Source organism: Pseudooceanicola marinus (assembly GCF_020177265.1).
GTDB lineage: Bacteria > Pseudomonadota > Alphaproteobacteria > Rhodobacterales > Rhodobacteraceae > Pseudooceanicola > Pseudooceanicola marinus_A.
This window is the reverse complement of sequence record NZ_JAIVMC010000004.1, coordinates 36,822-52,706: the sequence shown is the minus strand read 5'-3', so window position 1 is coordinate 52,706 and position 15,885 is coordinate 36,822. Positions and strand designations below refer to the sequence as shown.

General features: G+C 67.9%; 17 protein-coding genes. 8 read left to right on the top strand and 9 right to left on the bottom strand.

Translation table 11 applies throughout. From position 1 onward, the window contains the following. The first annotated feature begins 3 nt into the window (after window positions 1-3). Together LC066_RS07310 and LC066_RS07305 are read left to right on the top strand one after the other, a co-directional pair. Window positions 4-303 (top strand): hypothetical protein, encoded by a 300-nt coding sequence (locus tag LC066_RS07310; protein WP_222477216.1) that lies wholly within the window; start codon window positions 4-6, stop codon window positions 301-303. Continuing rightward, entirely contained in the window at window positions 300-1,940 is a 1,641-nt protein-coding gene (locus LC066_RS07305) for a methyl-accepting chemotaxis protein (RefSeq protein ID WP_224897611.1), read from the top strand. The genes LC066_RS07310 and LC066_RS07305 overlap by 4 nt, the downstream gene beginning before the upstream one ends. Before the next feature lie 328 nt (window positions 1,941-2,268). Here LC066_RS07305 and LC066_RS07300 read toward each other — a convergent pair whose 3' ends face one another. Then, window positions 2,269-2,955: a response regulator transcription factor gene (locus LC066_RS07300; protein WP_222477214.1), complete on the bottom strand. Its 687-nt coding sequence runs from the start codon at window positions 2,953-2,955 to the stop codon at window positions 2,269-2,271. A 171-nt stretch (window positions 2,956-3,126) separates the two neighbouring features. On the opposite strand from LC066_RS07300, the gene ribA reads away from it, so the two are divergent. The 3 genes from ribA to trpA all read left to right on the top strand — a co-directional run bounded on the left by ribA (window position 3,127) and on the right by trpA (window position 5,604). Next, the gene (ribA, locus tag LC066_RS07295; protein ID WP_224897609.1) at window positions 3,127-4,218 is read left to right on the top strand and encodes a GTP cyclohydrolase II; all 1,092 of its coding nucleotides are present in this window, start codon (window positions 3,127-3,129) and stop codon (window positions 4,216-4,218) included. Beyond that, on the top strand, window positions 4,215-4,721 hold the full coding sequence (locus LC066_RS07290; RefSeq protein ID WP_224897607.1) for a L,D-transpeptidase family protein: 507 nt from the start codon (window positions 4,215-4,217) through the stop codon (window positions 4,719-4,721). The genes ribA and LC066_RS07290 overlap by 4 nt, the downstream gene beginning before the upstream one ends. A 91-nt stretch (window positions 4,722-4,812) precedes the next feature. After that, window positions 4,813-5,604 (top strand): tryptophan synthase subunit alpha, encoded by a 792-nt coding sequence (trpA, locus tag LC066_RS07285; protein ID WP_222477211.1) that lies wholly within the window; start codon window positions 4,813-4,815, stop codon window positions 5,602-5,604. Between the two features lie 75 nt (window positions 5,605-5,679). Here trpA and LC066_RS07280 read toward each other — a convergent pair whose 3' ends face one another. After that, window positions 5,680-6,396: a hypothetical protein gene (locus LC066_RS07280; protein WP_224897605.1), complete on the bottom strand. Its 717-nt coding sequence runs from the start codon at window positions 6,394-6,396 to the stop codon at window positions 5,680-5,682. Between the two features lie 184 nt (window positions 6,397-6,580). Further along, a complete protein-coding gene (locus LC066_RS07275; RefSeq protein WP_224897603.1) occupies window positions 6,581-7,552 on the bottom strand; it encodes a bile acid:sodium symporter family protein in 972 nt (323 codons plus the stop codon). Between the two features lie 166 nt (window positions 7,553-7,718). On the opposite strand from LC066_RS07275, the gene LC066_RS07270 reads away from it, so the two are divergent. Further along, window positions 7,719-8,885, top strand: a complete 1,167-nt coding sequence (locus tag LC066_RS07270; RefSeq protein ID WP_224897601.1) for an alpha-hydroxy acid oxidase — start codon at window positions 7,719-7,721, stop codon at window positions 8,883-8,885. Between the two features lie 124 nt (window positions 8,886-9,009). Here LC066_RS07270 and LC066_RS07265 read toward each other — a convergent pair whose 3' ends face one another. From LC066_RS07265 to LC066_RS07250, 4 genes are all read right to left on the bottom strand, one after another. Beyond that, entirely contained in the window at window positions 9,010-9,405 is a 396-nt protein-coding gene (locus LC066_RS07265; protein ID WP_085889295.1) for a DUF2237 family protein, read from the bottom strand. Between the two features lie 71 nt (window positions 9,406-9,476). Next, window positions 9,477-10,514 (bottom strand): DUF2332 domain-containing protein, encoded by a 1,038-nt coding sequence (locus LC066_RS07260; RefSeq protein ID WP_224897599.1) that lies wholly within the window; start codon window positions 10,512-10,514, stop codon window positions 9,477-9,479. Continuing rightward, complete coding sequence (gene pth, locus LC066_RS07255) at window positions 10,511-11,239, bottom strand: aminoacyl-tRNA hydrolase (protein ID WP_224897597.1); 729 nt, start codon at window positions 11,237-11,239, stop codon at window positions 10,511-10,513. Before pth ends, LC066_RS07260 begins: the two co-directional genes overlap by 4 nt. A gap of 147 nt (window positions 11,240-11,386) precedes the next feature. Continuing rightward, on the bottom strand, window positions 11,387-12,016 hold the full coding sequence (locus tag LC066_RS07250) for a 50S ribosomal protein L25/general stress protein Ctc (RefSeq protein ID WP_085889296.1): 630 nt from the start codon (window positions 12,014-12,016) through the stop codon (window positions 11,387-11,389). A 292-nt stretch (window positions 12,017-12,308) separates the two neighbouring features. Between LC066_RS07250 and LC066_RS07245 the strand changes: the two genes are divergently transcribed. After that, window positions 12,309-12,629 (top strand): antibiotic biosynthesis monooxygenase family protein, encoded by a 321-nt coding sequence (locus LC066_RS07245; RefSeq protein WP_222477205.1) that lies wholly within the window; start codon window positions 12,309-12,311, stop codon window positions 12,627-12,629. Between the two features lie 45 nt (window positions 12,630-12,674). Here the strand turns inward: LC066_RS07245 and LC066_RS07240 are convergent, their stop codons facing one another. Both LC066_RS07240 and trpB read right to left on the bottom strand, forming a co-directional pair. Beyond that, complete coding sequence (locus LC066_RS07240) at window positions 12,675-13,436, bottom strand: potassium channel family protein (protein WP_224897595.1); 762 nt, start codon at window positions 13,434-13,436, stop codon at window positions 12,675-12,677. Between the two features lie 144 nt (window positions 13,437-13,580). Beyond that, the gene (gene trpB / locus LC066_RS07235) at window positions 13,581-14,843 is read right to left on the bottom strand and encodes a tryptophan synthase subunit beta (protein ID WP_222477203.1); all 1,263 of its coding nucleotides are present in this window, start codon (window positions 14,841-14,843) and stop codon (window positions 13,581-13,583) included. 275 nt (window positions 14,844-15,118) lie between these two features. Between trpB and LC066_RS07230 the strand changes: the two genes are divergently transcribed. Beyond that, entirely contained in the window at window positions 15,119-15,877 is a 759-nt protein-coding gene (locus LC066_RS07230; protein WP_224897593.1) for a Stf0 family sulfotransferase, read from the top strand. The last annotated feature ends 8 nt before the right edge of the window (window positions 15,878-15,885 follow it).

Here is a 15,885-nt window from a genome sequence, read left to right as displayed (position 1 = left end):
CCCGTGCAGGTCATGCAGATCACCCTGACAGTCCTGATGCTGGCCCTCGGCGGCCCGGCGGTTGCGCTGATGTCGCTGCCACCGGCGGACAACGGGCTGGTGCTGGTCGTTTCGCCCCCCTGGGTGGACCGCGACAGGGCGATCGCCCGCGCGGGTGCCCGGGGTCTGGGGACGACGGTCAGCCTGCTGGGCACGCTGGTCCAGGCCGACAGCCCCGGCTTCGGGGCCAGCCTGCGTGCGGCGGGACCGTTCCTCGTCCTTGACGGGGGCGCCCTTGCGTCCCTCTGCGGAGACAGCGGATGACACCCAAGAACACAGAGTTCAAGGAGGCCCAGGTTCGGGCCATGACGCGCCTGGCGCAACTGACCGTCGCGCTGGTGCCGCTGGCGCCGGGGGCGGCGCTTGTGGTGGGCAACGCCTGGTTCCCGGTGGGCGTCTTCGCCGTGCTCATGGCCGCCGTCGCCATCTTCGGCACGATGACCGGCGGGCGGCACGGGCGGGTGCTGATCGGGCTGGGCCTGACCGGCCAGGCCATGGCGTTCTCCGCATCGCTGACCGGCCATCCCTGGCAGATGGACAGCCACATGCTCTATTTCGCGCTGCTGGCGGTGACGATGTCGCTGTCGGATGCGCGGGTCATCCTGACCTCCGCCGCGGCCATCGCGGTGCAGCACGTCGTCCTGACGGTGGCGATGCCGGCGCTGATCTACCCCTCCGTCGACCTGGTGGAAAACCTCGCCCGCACCGGGTTGCACGGCACCATCGTCGCGCTGGAGGCGGCCGTGCTCTACCTGTCGATCCGCGAACGCCATCGGCTGGACGCCCATGTGGCCGAGGCGACGGAGGCCAGCGCCCGCGCCGCCGAGCGCGAACAGAAGATGCAGCGCGACGCGGTGCGCGTGCAGGAACAGGTGGTGCAACAGCTGGGCGATGCCCTGACCCGCCTGGCGCGGCGCGACCTGTCGGTTTCCATCCAGACGGCCTTCGATCCGGCCCACGACAGCCTGCGCCAGAACTTCAACGACGCCATCGCGGAACTGCGGGGCACCGTGCAGCAAGTGATCCGCAACGCCCGATCGGTGTCCGAGGATGCGGATTCCATCGCCAATGCCTCGGATTCTCTGGCCCACCGGACGGAACGCCAGGCCCACTCCCTGCAGGAAACCGCCAACGCCATCCAGGAGATCAACCAAAACGTCCGCTCCACCGCTGAGGCCGCGCGCAGCGCCTCCGGCGTGGCGGAGGAAGCGCGCTCGCGCTCGGCGGCTTCGGACACGGTGGTGCAACGCACGGTCAACGCCATGGCCGCCATCGAAACCTCTTCGTCGGAGATCCACAAGATCATCCAGGTGATCGAGGACATCGCTTTCCAGACCAACCTGCTGGCCCTGAACGCCGGGGTCGAGGCCGCCCGCGCGGGCGAGGCCGGGCGCGGGTTCTCTGTCGTGGCAACCGAGGTGCGGGCTCTCGCCGCGCGCTCCTCCACCTCCGCCCGCGAAATCTCGCAGCTGATCGCCAGATCCTCGGAGCAGGTGCAGAACGGCGTCGACCTTGTGAACGAAACCGGCGAGGCACTGCGCAGCATCGCCGAGGCGGTCTCGGACGTGGCCGAACTGGTGGCGCAAATCGCCTCCTCCGCAAATGAACAGTCCGGCTCAATCGCGCTGATCGATCAGACCATGAAGGAGTTGGACCAGGTCACGCAACAGAACGCCGCCATGTTCGAGGAAACCAACGCCGCCTCCTCGGCCCTGAACCGCGAGGCGGAGGCCCTGTCGACCCTGATGCTGCGGTTCCAGACCGGCGAAGACCATGCAACGGGCGACGAGAGCATGGGAATCTTTACGCCAATGGACAGCGCTCCCCGCGCCCCCATGGCGCAGAAGAAGGTGGTCAACGCCCCGCCTCCCGCGGCCAGCGACGAATGGAGCGAATTCTGACGCGCCCCCCGATTTTCTGACGCGCCAACCTAGCCCGGGCATCGCCCTGCGCCTATCCGGTCGGACCACCAGGCGAGGGCACCGGTTTGCTGATCCCCACCCCGCGGATCCACGAGATATCACGGCCCTGCGCCCAGGCATCAAGAGCGGTGCGAGACGGTCTGCGCGGGGGCCGGGCAAGAAAAAGCCCGGGCAAAGCCCGGGCCAGTCCAACAGGGAGGTACATATCTAACCCGGATATGTGCGGGTTGGTTCCCGGGAGCCTTTCTCTTGTTACGCGGCACAACCTAAAGAAGAAAGTCCGGAATCCCTTACATTCGAAGCGATATCACGCCACAAGCCGATATCCGCCGCTTTCGGTCACCAGAAGGCGGGCATTTGAGGGATCGGGCTCAATTTTCTGGCGCAGGCGATAGATATGCGTCTCCAGCGTGTGGGTTGTAACCCCGGCGTTGTAGCCCCAGACCTCATGCAGCAGCACATCGCGCGGCACCACGCTCTCGGTCGAGCGGTAGAGGAACTTCAGGATATTGGTTTCCTTCTCGGTCAGGCGGATCTTCTTGTCCTCCTCGGTCACCAGCAGCTTCATCGCCGGGCGGAAGGAATACGGGCCCAGCTGGAACACCGCGTCCTCGCTCTGCTCATGCTGGCGCAGCTGCGCCCGGATGCGGGCCAGCAGGACCGGGAACTTGAAGGGCTTGGTGACGTAGTCATTGGCGCCGGAATCCAGGCCCAGGATCGTGTCGGCGTCGCTGTCATGCCCCGTAAGCATCAGCACCGGGCTCTTCACGCCCTGCTTGCGCATCAGCCGGCACAGCTCTCGCCCGTCGGTGTCGGGCAGGCCCACGTCGAGGATGATCAGCTCGAACAGGCCTTCCTTGACCTTCTGCATCGCCTCGGCGCCCGACCCGGCCTCGAAGACGTCGAAATCCTCGGTCATCACCAGCTGTTCGCTCAGCGCCTCGCGCAGGTCATCATCATCGTCGACCAGCAGGATCTTCTTCAGTTGTGCCATGGCGCGCGCCTCCGCTGCAATTTCATCTGTCCTGTCAGGCAGATGGACGGGGGTAGCAAGGGTGACAAGATTTGCTGCAAATATCTCACGCATCCGTGTCCCCCACGCGGGGATTGTTTCAAAGCCCGTCAAGTCAGGCTATGACAACCGCCAGTTTCAAGGAAGCGCCCGATGAGTCTCGCCCCCGACATCACCGAATGCCTGGCCCGCGCACGCACCGACCTGCGCCTGGGCGTGCCGGTGGTGCTGGCGGCCCATGGCGGCGGGGCGCTGGTGCTGGCGGCGGAAACCCTGACACCGGCCCGACTGGCCGAGGTGCAGGGCCTGCCCGGCACCGCCGACCTGGCCCTGACCGCCCGCCGCGCCGAGACGCTGAAGGCCCGCCCCTATGACGGCGACCTGGCCCGCCTGCCCCTGCCGAAGGGCGCCGAAACCAGCTGGGTCCGGGCGCTGGCCGATCCGGCGGATGACCTGCGCCACCCGATGAAGGGCCCGCTGATGGCGCGCCGCGACGGCGAGGCGGCGCTGCACCGCATCGCGCTGAAGCTGGCGAAGACCGCGCGCCTGCTGCCCGCCGCCCTGCTGCTGCCGCTGGACGCGCCCGAGGCCTTCGCCCGCAACTGGAACCTGACCCTGCTGGCGGCCGATGACGCGGCGCTGCACCTCGACCGGTTCAGCCCGATGCGCCCGGTGGTCTCCGCCCGGCTGCCGATCGAGGTTTCGGAGGCCGGGCGCCTGCACATCTTCCGCCCAGAAGACGGCGGCGAGGAACACTACGCAGTGGAAATCGGCCGCCCTGCCCGCGACACCCCCGTGCTGGCGCGGCTGCATTCGGCCTGTTTCACCGGCGACGTCCTGGGATCGCTGAAATGCGACTGCGGCCCGCAGCTGCACGCGGCCCTGGCCCAGATGGGCCAGGAAGGCGCGGGCGTGCTGCTCTACCTCAACCAGGAGGGACGCGGCATCGGCCTTGCCAACAAGATGCGCGCCTATTCGCTGCAGGATCAGGGCTTTGACACGGTGGAGGCCAACCACCGGCTGGGCTTCGAGGATGACGAGCGGGACTTCCGCCTGGGGGCGGAACTGCTTGACCGGCTGGGCTTCTCCTCCGTCCGGCTGCTGACGAACAACCCGCGCAAGATCGCGATGATGGAAAAGAACGGCATCGAGGTGGTCGACCGCGTGGCCCTGAAGGTCGGCGAAAACGCCCACAACCGCGGCTACCTGGCCACCAAGGCCTCGAAATCGGGGCACCTTCTGTGAACCTTCGCGCGCGCCTCACCCCGCAGGGCCTGCGGATCGGCAACTGCACCTTCCCCTGCGCCATCGGCCGCGGCGGGCTGAGCGACGCAAAGCACGAAGGCGACGGCGCCACCCCGATCGACACACTGCGCGTGGGCGAGCTGTGGTATCGCGCCGACCGCCTGGCCCGCCCGGCCCCCTGGGCCCGAGCCATCGGACCGGGCGACCTGTGGTGCGACGCGCCCGACCACCCCGACTACAACCACCACGTCCGCGCGCCCTTCGCCGCCAGCCACGAACGGCTGCGCCGTGCCGATCCGCTTTACGACCTGATCTTCGTGCTGGACTGGAACTGGCCCGAAGCGACGCCGGGCCGGGGCTCGGCCATCTTTCTGCACCAGTGGCGCCGTCCGCGCTTTCCGACCGAAGGCTGCCTGGCCCTGCGACGCGACCACCTGCACGCCCTGGCCCGCGCCCTGCCCCCGGGCACGGAAATCACCATCCCGCCCCTGTCCGGTCTCTGACACCTCATCGGGGCAGGGACTCCCCAGCTACCACCCTTGCCAGAGCAAAGGTTTTCCGCCAAACCCGACGGGACGAAACAAGGGGGCCGGAATGAGCCGTATCGACGCGAAATTCGCCGATCTGAAGGCGCAGGGGAAGAAGGGCTTCGTCGCCTACATCATGGCCGGCGACCCGGACGAGGCACGCTCGCTCGCGGTGATGAAGGGGATGCCCGCCGCAGGGGTCGACGTGATCGAACTGGGCCTGCCCTTCACCGATCCCATGGCCGACGGCCCGACGATCCAGCTGGCCGGTCAGCGCGCGCTGGAAGCGGGGATGACCCTGGACAAGACCTTGGCGATGGCCAAGGCCTTCCGCGAGGAGGACGACACCACCCCGATCGTCCTGATGGGCTACTACAACCCGATCTACTCGCGTGGCGTGGACACCTTCCTGGACGAGGCCAAGGCCGCCGGCATCGACGGGCTGATCATCGTCGACCTGCCGCCCGAGGAAGATGACGAGCTTTGCCTGCCGGCCCAGGCCAAGGGGCTGAACTTCATCCGCCTGGCGACGCCCACCACCGACGACAAACGTCTGCCGAAGGTGCTGACCAATACCTCGGGCTTCGTCTACTACGTGTCGATCACCGGGATCACCGGCTCGGCCGAGGCCTCCGCCGAGATGGTCGCGCCGGAAGTGCAGCGGATCAAGGCGGGCACCGACCTGCCGATCATCGTGGGCTTCGGCGTGAAATCCCCGGAAACCGCGAAGAACATCGCGGGCGTGGCCGATGGCTGCGTCGTGGGCTCCGCCATCGTGAACGAGATCGCCTCCGGCAAGCCGGTCGAGGATGTGCTGGCCTTCATCAAGGGCCTGGCAGACGGCGCCCACAGCGCCTGAGCGTCGGTGGCCTCATTGCCGGACAGACCGAAGGCCGCCCCAGGGGCGGCCTTTTTCATGACATCCGAGGCGCGTCTAGTTGCAGGTGCAATACTGCTGGTACGACGGGCCTTCGGGATTCAGGTGCCGGCACAGCAAGCTGTTGTCGACGACCTTGGAACAGGCATCCATGCCGCCCAAGACCAGCGGCCCCTGCGGCAGGGTGCCCGGCACCTGCGACGGCACGCCGGGCGTGCCCGGGTCGGGATTGCCCATGCCGCGCCGATAGAGCTCCTGCATCTCGGCCAGCTGGTCGAAGGTCAGCGTGGATACGCCCCGTGACAGCTCCTCGTAACGCAGCAGCTCCGCCGGCGAGAGGTTCAGCAAGGGTTCGTTCCCGCCCAGCTCCGCCACGTTGCCCGACAGGGAGGTCAGCGGGTTGCTCTGCAGGCGATAATCATCGACCACCGCGCGCGCCTCGGCGGTCAGGGACCCCGGGTAGCCCGCGCCGAGCGGCCCCGGCGTACTGTCGCGCTGTGCCCGCAGGACGGCCGTGCGCCGATAGGGATCGACCTCGCCCGAGGTCAGACCGTGGCCCGTGACCTCCGGCGGCAGGATGCTGTGACCCGACAGGGCCCGCACCGAACCGATCACCGCGGCGCCATAGTCGCGCTGCGTGACGGCGGAGGGATCAAAACGGATGTCGACCCCCTGGGGCACCATGATCTCCACCCCCAGTTGGGCCCGCGCCGCGCCCGTGCCGAAAAGCGCAAGAGAGACACCCAGTAGAAACGCCGCAATTCTGCCCATCATTCGACCCCTCGTATCTGACACCTGTTCGGCCGCAGCCTAGCACGGCCCGGGCGCCCGGTCAGCGCCGCAGTGGCCCCGAAGGCACCCCCTAATCAGGTGAAAATGCAGGTTTTTCGAGTGATTCCGGCCCAATCTCGGCCCGCCAACGGGGCGCGCCCCCCGCCGGGCGCGCGCCGAATGCGCCTCAGTCACGCAGCGGGGAGCGCGCCCAGCGTTGCGCCAGGATGGAGCTCAGCAGCAGCTGCGACAGGTGGAACAGCATCGTCGGCAGGACAATGGCGCCCACGGCCGCCGCCGGGAACAGGGCCGAGGCAATGGGCAGCCCGCTGGCCAGGCTCTTGGTCGAGCCGCAGAACAGCAGCACGATCCGGTCCTCCCCCGGCAGGCCGAAGCGCCGGCCCATCCCCGCCATCAGCCCGAAGGCCAGCGCGAGGAAAAGCCAGACCACCGCCAGCAGGATCACCAGGCTGAGCGCCGGGATCTGCGTCCACAGCCCCGCCACGGTGCCCGCGCTGAAGGCGGAATAGACGATCAACAGGATCGCGCCCCGGTCCACCAGCATCGTCAGGAATTTGTGACGCGCGACGAAACCGCCGATCCAGCGGCGCAGCAACTGGCCGATGACGAAGGGCAGGACGATCTGTTCGCCAATGCGGATCACCGCGTCCAGCGACACGCCGCCGCCCTCCTGGTGCAGCACCAGCGCCGCCAGCAGGGGCGTCAGCACGACCCCCACCATGTTCGACACCGAGGCGGCACAGATGGCGGCGGGCACGTTGCCCCCGGCGATGGAGGTGAAGGCGATGGAGCTTTGCACCGTGGAGGGCAGGATCGACAGGAACAGCAGCCCGGTCGTCATCTGCGGCCCCAGAACCCCGCCGAAAAGCGCGGCCATCAGCAGCCCGAGCGCCGGGAACAGCAGGTAGGTGGCAGCGAAGGTCAGCCCCTGCAGCCGCCAGTTCAGGAACCCCGCCCGGACCGACCCCGGGTCCAGCTTCGCCCCGTAGAGGAAGAACAGCAGCGTGACCGCCCAGTAGCTGGCGATGCCCAGCCCTTCGGCGGCGATCCCGCGCGCGGGCAGCAGGGCGCCGGCCAGCACCATGACGAACAGCAGGATCATGTAGGTGTCGATCCCGATACGTTTCAGAAAGCTCACGCGCCTCTCCCCATCTTTGGTCCGGCTCTCGCCTGCGGCATCGGCGCGGCCAAGTCAATCTCTGCCGCTCTTGCGGGGGTGTCCGGGCCTGTGCGCCCCTGTCACCTTGCCGCGTCGCGGCAGGATTGGTAAGAAAACCTGACCACCTATCCCGGGGAGCCTGCCCATGCCCGTCATCACCTGCATCGACGACCTGAAACGCCTGCACAAGCGGCGCACGCCGAAGATGTTCTACGACTACTGCGAAAGCGGCTCCTGGACGGAACAGACCTTCCGCGAGAACACCACCGACTTCCAGAAGATCCGCCTGAAACAGCGGGTCGCGGTGGACATGACGAACCGCAGCCTGGAGACCGAGATGATCGGTCAGAAGGTCGCCATGCCCGTGGCCCTGGCCCCTGTCGGCCTGACGGGGATGCAGCACGCCGATGGCGAGATCCTGGCCGCGCAGGCGGCCGAGAAGTTCGGCGTGCCCTTCACCCTCTCCACCATGTCGATCTGTTCAATTGAGGACGTGGCCGAGAACACCTCGGCCCCCTTCTGGTTCCAGCTCTACACGATGAAGGACGAGGATTACCTGCGCCGCCTGATCGAACGGGCCAAGGCGGCGAAATGTTCGGCGCTGGTCATCACGCTGGACCTGCAGATCCTGGGCCAGCGGCACATGGACCTGAAGAACGGCCTCTCGGCCCCACCGAAGCTGACCCCGAAATCCATGGCCGACCTGGCGACCCGCTGGTCCTGGGGGCTGAAGATGCTGCAGACGAAACGGCGCGGCTTCGGCAATATCGTCGGCCACGTGGACGGGATCACCGATCCCTCGTCGCTGATGTCCTGGACCTCGGAACAGTTCGATCCGCGGCTCGACTGGAAGAAGATCGAACAGATCAAGGAGATGTGGGGCGGCAAGGTGATCCTGAAGGGGATCCTGGACCCCGAGGATGCGAAGATGGCCGCCAAGGTGGGCTGCGACGCGATTCTGGTGTCGAACCACGGCGGACGGCAGCAGGATGGCGCGCTCAGCTCGATCCGGGCGCTGGACCCGATCCTGCAGGCCGTAGGCGGCGAGGTCGAGGTGCATCTGGATAGCGGCATCCGGTCAGGCCAGGACGTGCTGAAGGCCGTGTCGATGGGCGCCACGGGGACCTTCATCGGCCGCGCCTTCGTCCACGGGCTGGGCGCCATGGGCCGCGAGGGGGTGGAAAAGGCGCTGCAGGTGATCGCCAAGGAGATGGACATCTCCATGGCACTGTGCGGCAAGCGCCGCATCACCGACATGACCCGCGACGACCTGCTGATCCCGGAAGATTTCTCGGGCCGCTGGACGGCCTGAGCGCCGGGGCCCAAGGCGAAGCGAGCGAGGGGGGCTCTGCCCCCGCCTCAGCTGGCTGAGCCTTCCCCCCGGGATATTTCCTGCAAAGAGAAGACAGAGGCGGAGGGCGCCGCCACGCGGGGCGTTACCGGTCAGACGCGGATCCGGCGCCGGTGTCGTCGTAGAGCTGCAGCACCTCCAGGGGCACGACTTCCAGCGCGCGGATATGCGTGGCCTCCAGCCGGACCTGGGGGGCGCAGCCCTCGTCATGGGCCTGCAGGAACCGCGCGGCGCAAAGGCACCAGCGGTCGCCGGGGCGCAAGCCGGGGAAATTGAACTGCGGGATGGGCGTCGAGAGGTCGTTGCCGACGTATTTCGAATAGGCCAGGAATTCCGCGGTCATCACCGCGCAGACCGTGTGGCTGCCCTGGTCCTGGGCGCAGGTGTCGCACTGGCCGTTGCGGAAGAAGCCCGTCATCGGATGGGTCGAGCAGGGTTCGAGCACGCCGCCCAAGGCGTTGATCGAGGGGTCCTTGTCCATGGCCATGGCGCTGCTCCTTTCCGGATTCCGACCCAGTTTAACAGCATGAGCGGCCTGCGGCGAGGGGGCGCTCAGGCCGCGTGCAACCAGCGGCCGTGGAAATCCATCCGCCCCAGCACCTGCACCGTGCCGTCGGGCCAGGTTGTCAGCCGCAGAAGCGCCCCGGGGCGGTTGCCGTCCGCCTCGAAGGACAGGCGCGCCAGGGGCGCCGCCTCGGTCGCCCGGGCGCCGGCGGCCTCCAGCGCGGCGAGGCAGGCGGCCTTGGTCACCTCGGGGAAATACTGCCAGGCGATGGTGTGATAGACCAGATGCAGCCGGCCTTCCGCCGGGGGCGCCAGCCGTTCGGCCAGCCAGGCGGCCGCATCGCCCCGGTCGACGCGGGGCGCCGCCACGGCCAGCGCCGCGTCGAGCAAGGCGCGCCGCCCGGGCTGATCGGGCCAGAGGTAGCTGCGCAGGCGCAGCACGTCCTCCGGTTTGCCGGGATCAAGCGGATTCAGATCGACCCCCCGGGCATCGGCCACCTGGAACCTGCCCTCGGGCGGCAGCGCCCCCTCCCAGTCGGGTGAGAGCGTCAGCACCGGATCACGCGCGCCCCAGCTTTGACCGCCGACCTGCAAGGCGTAGCGGTCGAAGGCCAGATTCAGACCCGCCGAAGCGCCCAGTTCGGACAGTTTCAGCGGCAGGCCCGGAAAACGTGCCGCGAGGACCTGTGCGCCGAGGATCAGCCCGGCGGCGCGGCGGATCTCATTGGTCTGCGGCGCGCTGTCGAGCCAGTGCAGCAGATGCGCCTCATGGGTCATGAGCGCCGGGGCCAGAGCCTCCCAAAGCGCTTCATCCGCCACGCGATACGGCGGGTACACCGCCGCCAGCGCCCGGTCGCGGCCCATCAGGACCAGTGCGTGCAGGCCACCGGCCAGCCGCAGGGCCACCGCGTCGGGCCCCAGCCGGTCGGGCGCCCAGTGGGCCACCCGCCGGGCCACGGCGCCGCCGCGCATCCGCTGTGACAGCAGGCGCAGCAGCCCGGCGGTGAAATCGGATCCCAGCCCCTCGCAGGCCTCGGCCTGGTGCAGGAAATGCGCCTGCCACGGGGCCGGGGCCGCGCCGGTCACCGGAACTTGTCCTTCAGCTTCTGCAGAGGCGTGCGGCGGTCCCTGGCATCGGCGGCGGCCTTCATCTGCTGCGCCTTCTGGGCGGCAGCGGCCTGGCTGCCGGAGGCCGGGGCCGGCTTGTCGGACGCCTTGCCGGTCGCACTGTCCTTGTTGCGCGGCGGGTTCACCCGCAGGGCCACGGCATTCTGGAACTTGCCGCCCTCGCCCGCCGCCAGCTCCGGCGCGCCATCGGCGCAGCCGCGCAGCACGTCGTCCAGCCAGCCCTGATCGGCCTTGGCGAAATCCGACAGCACGTAGGGCGCCACCTTGTCCTTGTGCCCTGGATGGCCCACGCCCATACGCACCCGCTGGTACTCCGCCCCGATGTGCTGATGGATGGAGCGCAGGCCGTTATGCCCCGCGTGCCCGCCGCCCTGTTTCAGCCGCAGCTTGCCCGGCGCCAAATCCAGCTCGTCATGGAAGACGGTCACATCCGCCGGCGTCAGCTTGTAGAAGCGCATGGCCTCGCCCACCGACTGGCCGGAGTTGTTCATGAAGGTCATCGGCTTCAGCAGCAGCACCTTCTCGCGCCCCAGCAGGCCCTCGGTGATCTCGCCCTGGAACTTGCCCTTCCATGGCCCGAACCCGTGATCTTCGGCGATCCGGTCCAGCGCCATGAAACCGATGTTGTGGCGGTTGCCGGCGTATTTGCCCCCGGGATTTCCGAGGCCGACGAAAAGCTGCATGGGAACCCTCCTTCTGCCCGGCAATATCTAGTGGAAGGGTGGGGGCGGGTCCAGCCGGGCGCGGCGGGCGGCCCCCTGAAACGCAAGACCCCCGCCGGGACTGCGCCGGGCGGGGGTCTGTCATCAGGTCCCGATGGGAGGGGAGGATTACTCCTCGCCGCCCTCTTCGGTTTCCGCTTCGTCCTCTGCATCGTCCTGGGCGGCCAGGCCGGAGGGGGCGGTGATGTTGGCGATCACGAAGTCACGCTCGATGGTGGGCTTCACGCCTTCGGGCAGGGTCACTTCGCTGATGGTGATGGTGTCACCGATCTGCTTGCCCGTCAGGTCGACGGTGATGTGATCGGGGATGTCACCGGCGATGACCGACAGGTCGACGTCGGCACGCACCACGGTCAGCACGCCACCACGCTTCAGGCCGGGGGCCGCTTCGTGGCCGACGAACTCGACGGGGATGTGCAGGTTGACGCGGGTGGTGCGACGCAGACGCAGGAAGTCGACGTGGGTCGGCAGGTCCTTCACGACGTCACGCTGAACGGCGCGGCAGATCACGCGCACGTCTTCCTGGCCCTCAACCTTCAGGTTGTAGAGGGTCGCCAGGAAGCGGCCTTTCTTCAGGCGGGTCAGCAGGTCGTTGAAGGGCAGTTCGATTGCCAGGGGCTCAACATCGCCACCGTAAACGACACCAGGAACCATGCCAGCGCGACGCGCTGCGCGAGCGGCGCCCTTGCCCGTCCCCGCACGTTCCTGGGCCACGAGATCAGGAATTTCTCCAGCCATTTTCATTCTCCTAATGGGGCGGGTATCCTCCAAGGCTGTATACCCGCGTTCAAGTTCCGCGCGCTTACACGGATTCCTGCGCGAAGGGAAGCGGGATTCGCCCCTTGGTACGTTCTGCGCCGCACATGGCGCGTTTTGGCCCCTCTCCCCCGTCCCTGCGCCCGGGTGGCAGCGGGCCGCACCCCCTGCCCTTGACCCTGCGGCGCGCCTGGGTCCATATCGCAGCTGATGCCAGCCCGGCGCCCTGTCGCGTCCTGCCCGCTCCTCCCCCCATATCAGCGAAAGACACGACATGACCTTCATTGCCATGAACCGATTCAAGGTGCGCCCCGGCCACGAAGCCGCCTTCGAGGACATCTGGGCCACCCGCGAAAGCCGCCTGAAGGAGATGCCCGGCTTCGTCGAATTCCGCATGCTGCGCGGCCCCGAGGCCGAGGATCACCGGCTCTATTCCTCCCACACCGTCTGGGACAGCAAGGAGGCCTTCGAGGCCTGGACCAAGTCCGAGCAGTTCCGCGATGCGCACAAGAACGCCGGCAACAGCAAGACCAAGGACGCCCTGATGGGCCCGCCCAGCTTCGAGGGCTTCGAGAGCTTCCTCGAAGAGAGCTGATCCCGCGTCCGGGCGGCAGATCCTGTCGCCCGGGTCCCGGCGCGCCTAGACCTCTCCGTCGGTGCGGATATGGACCAGGGCGCCGCAATGCTTGCAATGCACCGCGTCCGGGTCATGCAGCAGCAGCCCGCACTGGGCGCACTCGTGACGCACCTTCGTGGGGCGGAACAGCACCTGCAACAGGCGCAGGAACAGCGACACGCCGAAGATCATCACCCCCACGGCCAGCATCCGCCCCCAGGTGCCCATCGGGGTGATGTCGCCGAAGCCCGTCGTGGTCAGCGTGGTCACGGTGAAGTACAGCGCATCGGCATAGTTGCCGATGTCCGGGTTCACCCCGTATTGCGAGGCATAGATCAGCCCGGTCATCACGAAGAGGAAGACCGTCAGGTTGACGATGGCCAGCACCACTTCCTCGTTGGCGCGGAAGAAGGGCAGATCCTGGCGCAGGCGGATCAGCGTCTGATAGGCATGCAGCAGCCGCAGGGTGCGCAGGATCCGCAGGAAACCCAGCCCCTCGCCGGCGATCGGCGCCAGGAAGGACACCAGCGCCGCGATGTCGGCCCAGGTGGCCGGGCGCAGGAACATCCGCCCGCGCCGACGCTCCAGCCAGACCCGCACCAGGAAATCCGCCAGGATCAGCACGCCGAAGACCGCATCGGCGATCTCCACCGCCCGCGCATGGTGGAAGAAGGAGGTGACGATGACGAAGAGGATCGTCACCGCATCGAAGGCCAGAAGGGCATAGCGGAACCGATGCGCCGCCGCGCTGTGGCCTTCGTATAGCTCGCGGATCTTCGCCTTCATCGCCCCTCCGTCCTCTCGGGTCCGGCCAGTCTGCCGCCCCGCCTGCCCCTTGGCCAGTCCTGCCTTGGCGGAAGAGGGACGGGCCGAAACGAAACGACCCCGCCGGGGCGGGGTCGCAGTGGTTTCAGGCAGGCCGGCGTCGCTTCACTCGACCTTGCGACCCTCGGCGGCCCCGCCGGTGTCGGTCATGTCGAAGCCCAGGTAGTCGGCCACCGTGAAGATGTCCTTGTCGCCACGGCCCGACAGGTTGATGACGATGATGTGGTCCTTGGGCAGATCGCCCGCGATCTTCATCACATGGGCCACGGCGTGGGAGCTTTCCAGCGCCGGGATGATCCCTTCCGTCCGACAGCACATCTGGAAGGCGTCCAGCGCCTCCTTGTCGGTGACGGGGACGTATTGCGCCCGACCGATGTCGTGCAGCCAGCTGTGCTCAGGCCCGATGCCGGGATAATCCAGACCGGCGGAGATCGAGTAGCCTTCCAGGATCTGCCCGTCGTCATCCTGCAGCAGGTAGGTCCGGTTGCCGTGCAGAACGCCCGGACGCCCGCCGGTCAGCGAGGCGCAATGCTCCATCCGGTCGTCGACACCCTTGCCGCCGGCCTCGACACCGATGATCGCCACCTCCTTGTCGTCGAGGAAGGGGTAGAAGAGGCCCATGGCATTGGACCCGCCGCCGACCGAGGCGATGACGGTATCGGGCAGGCGGCCCTTGCCTTCCTGCTCTTCCAGCTGCCAGCGGGTCTCGCGGCCGATCACGGACTGGAAATCGCGGACCATGGCCGGATAGGGGTGCGGCCCGGCGACGGTGCCGATGCAGTAAAAGGTGTCATGCACGTTGGTCACCCAGTCGCGCAACGCGTCGTTCATCGCGTCCTTCAGGGTGCCGCGGCCGGATTTGACGGGCACCACCTCGGCGCCCAGCAGGCGCATGCGGAAGACGTTGGGCGCCTGACGCTTCACGTCGTGGGCGCCCATGTAGACGATGCACTTCAGCCCGAACTTGGCGCAGACGGTGGCGGTGGCCACGCCGTGCTGGCCCGCACCGGTTTCCGCGATGATCCGGGTCTTGCCCATGCGCCGCGCCAGCAGGATCTGCCCCAGCACGTTGTTGATCTTGTGCGCGCCGGTGTGGTTCAGCTCCTCGCGCTTCATGTAGATCTTGGCGCCGCCCAGCTCCTCGGTCATCCGCTCGGCGTAATACAGCGGCGAGGGACGGCCCACGTAATGGGTCCAGAGTTCCCGCATCTCCGCCCAGAAATCGTCGTCGGTCTTGGCCTTCTCGTACTCGGCCTCCAGGTCGAGGATCAGCGGCATCAGGGTCTCGCTGACGAAGCGTCCGCCATGCAGGCCGAAGCGCCCCTTCTCGTCCGGGCCGGTCATGAAGCTGTTGATGAGATCGTCCATGGAAAGCTCCTGTTTCCGGGCTGCGGGGTTTCGCCTGATGTAGCCGGAAGGACCCCACCGGGCAAGGGAAACGCCACGCTGACGGCCCTTCGGCGCCGCACGGGGACCAGCGCCCGGCCTTCTCCTTGCCGGACAAATCCTGCGCGCAAGGGGCCAGCGCCCCCGCCCCTCCGACCAGCCCATTGCGTCCGACCCCGTGCCACAAAACCGCCACAAGACGCCCTCAGGTTGATTCAAATACGAGCTGAGATGTTACGAGTAACGAGGTTAGGGTGATGATTGACGGCTATATCCTGTGCTCCTCCCCGCGCAGCGGCGCGACCCTGCTGACCAACATGCTGCGTGACAGCGGCGTCGCGGGATGGCCCGGCGCCTACGTGCGGGGTGCGGGCATGCGGGCGCGGCTGCACAGCATGGAGGCCGAGGTGCCGGGCGATGTCACCGCGGCCGAGCTGGCCCGTGACGGCTATCGCCTGGCGCGCGCGAAGGGGACCCGCGACGGGATCTTCGCCCTGCGCCTGCAACCCAGCAGCCTGGCAACCTTCCGCCTTGCCCTGAAGGCCCTGCAACCCGACCAGCCAAACGACGCCGCCCGCATCGCGGCGGACATGGGGCGCCACCGGGTCATCTACCTGAGGCGCGCCGACCTTCTGGGCCGCGCGGTGTCGATGCTGCGCACGCTGCAGACCGGCTACTGGTACGAGGATGCCGAGGGCAACGAAACCGACGGCACCGCCCCGGACAGCATCCCCGTCTACGACCGCATCGCGATCGCCGAGAAGATGGAACAGTTCGCCGAGATGGATGCCGCATGGGAGAGCTGGTTCGCCTCCGAGGGCATCGAGCCGATTCTGCTGGAGTATGACGACCTGGCGGCCGATCCCGAAGGAGTCCTCGCCCGGCTGCTGACAGACCTGGGCCTTGACCCCGCTGCGGCGGAAGGGGCGGCCCCTGCCCCGGAAGACGTCCCCGACGCGGGCGACGACGAAAGCCGCGACTGGATCCGGCGCTTCCAGCAGGACACGTTGGCCTGAGCCAAGCC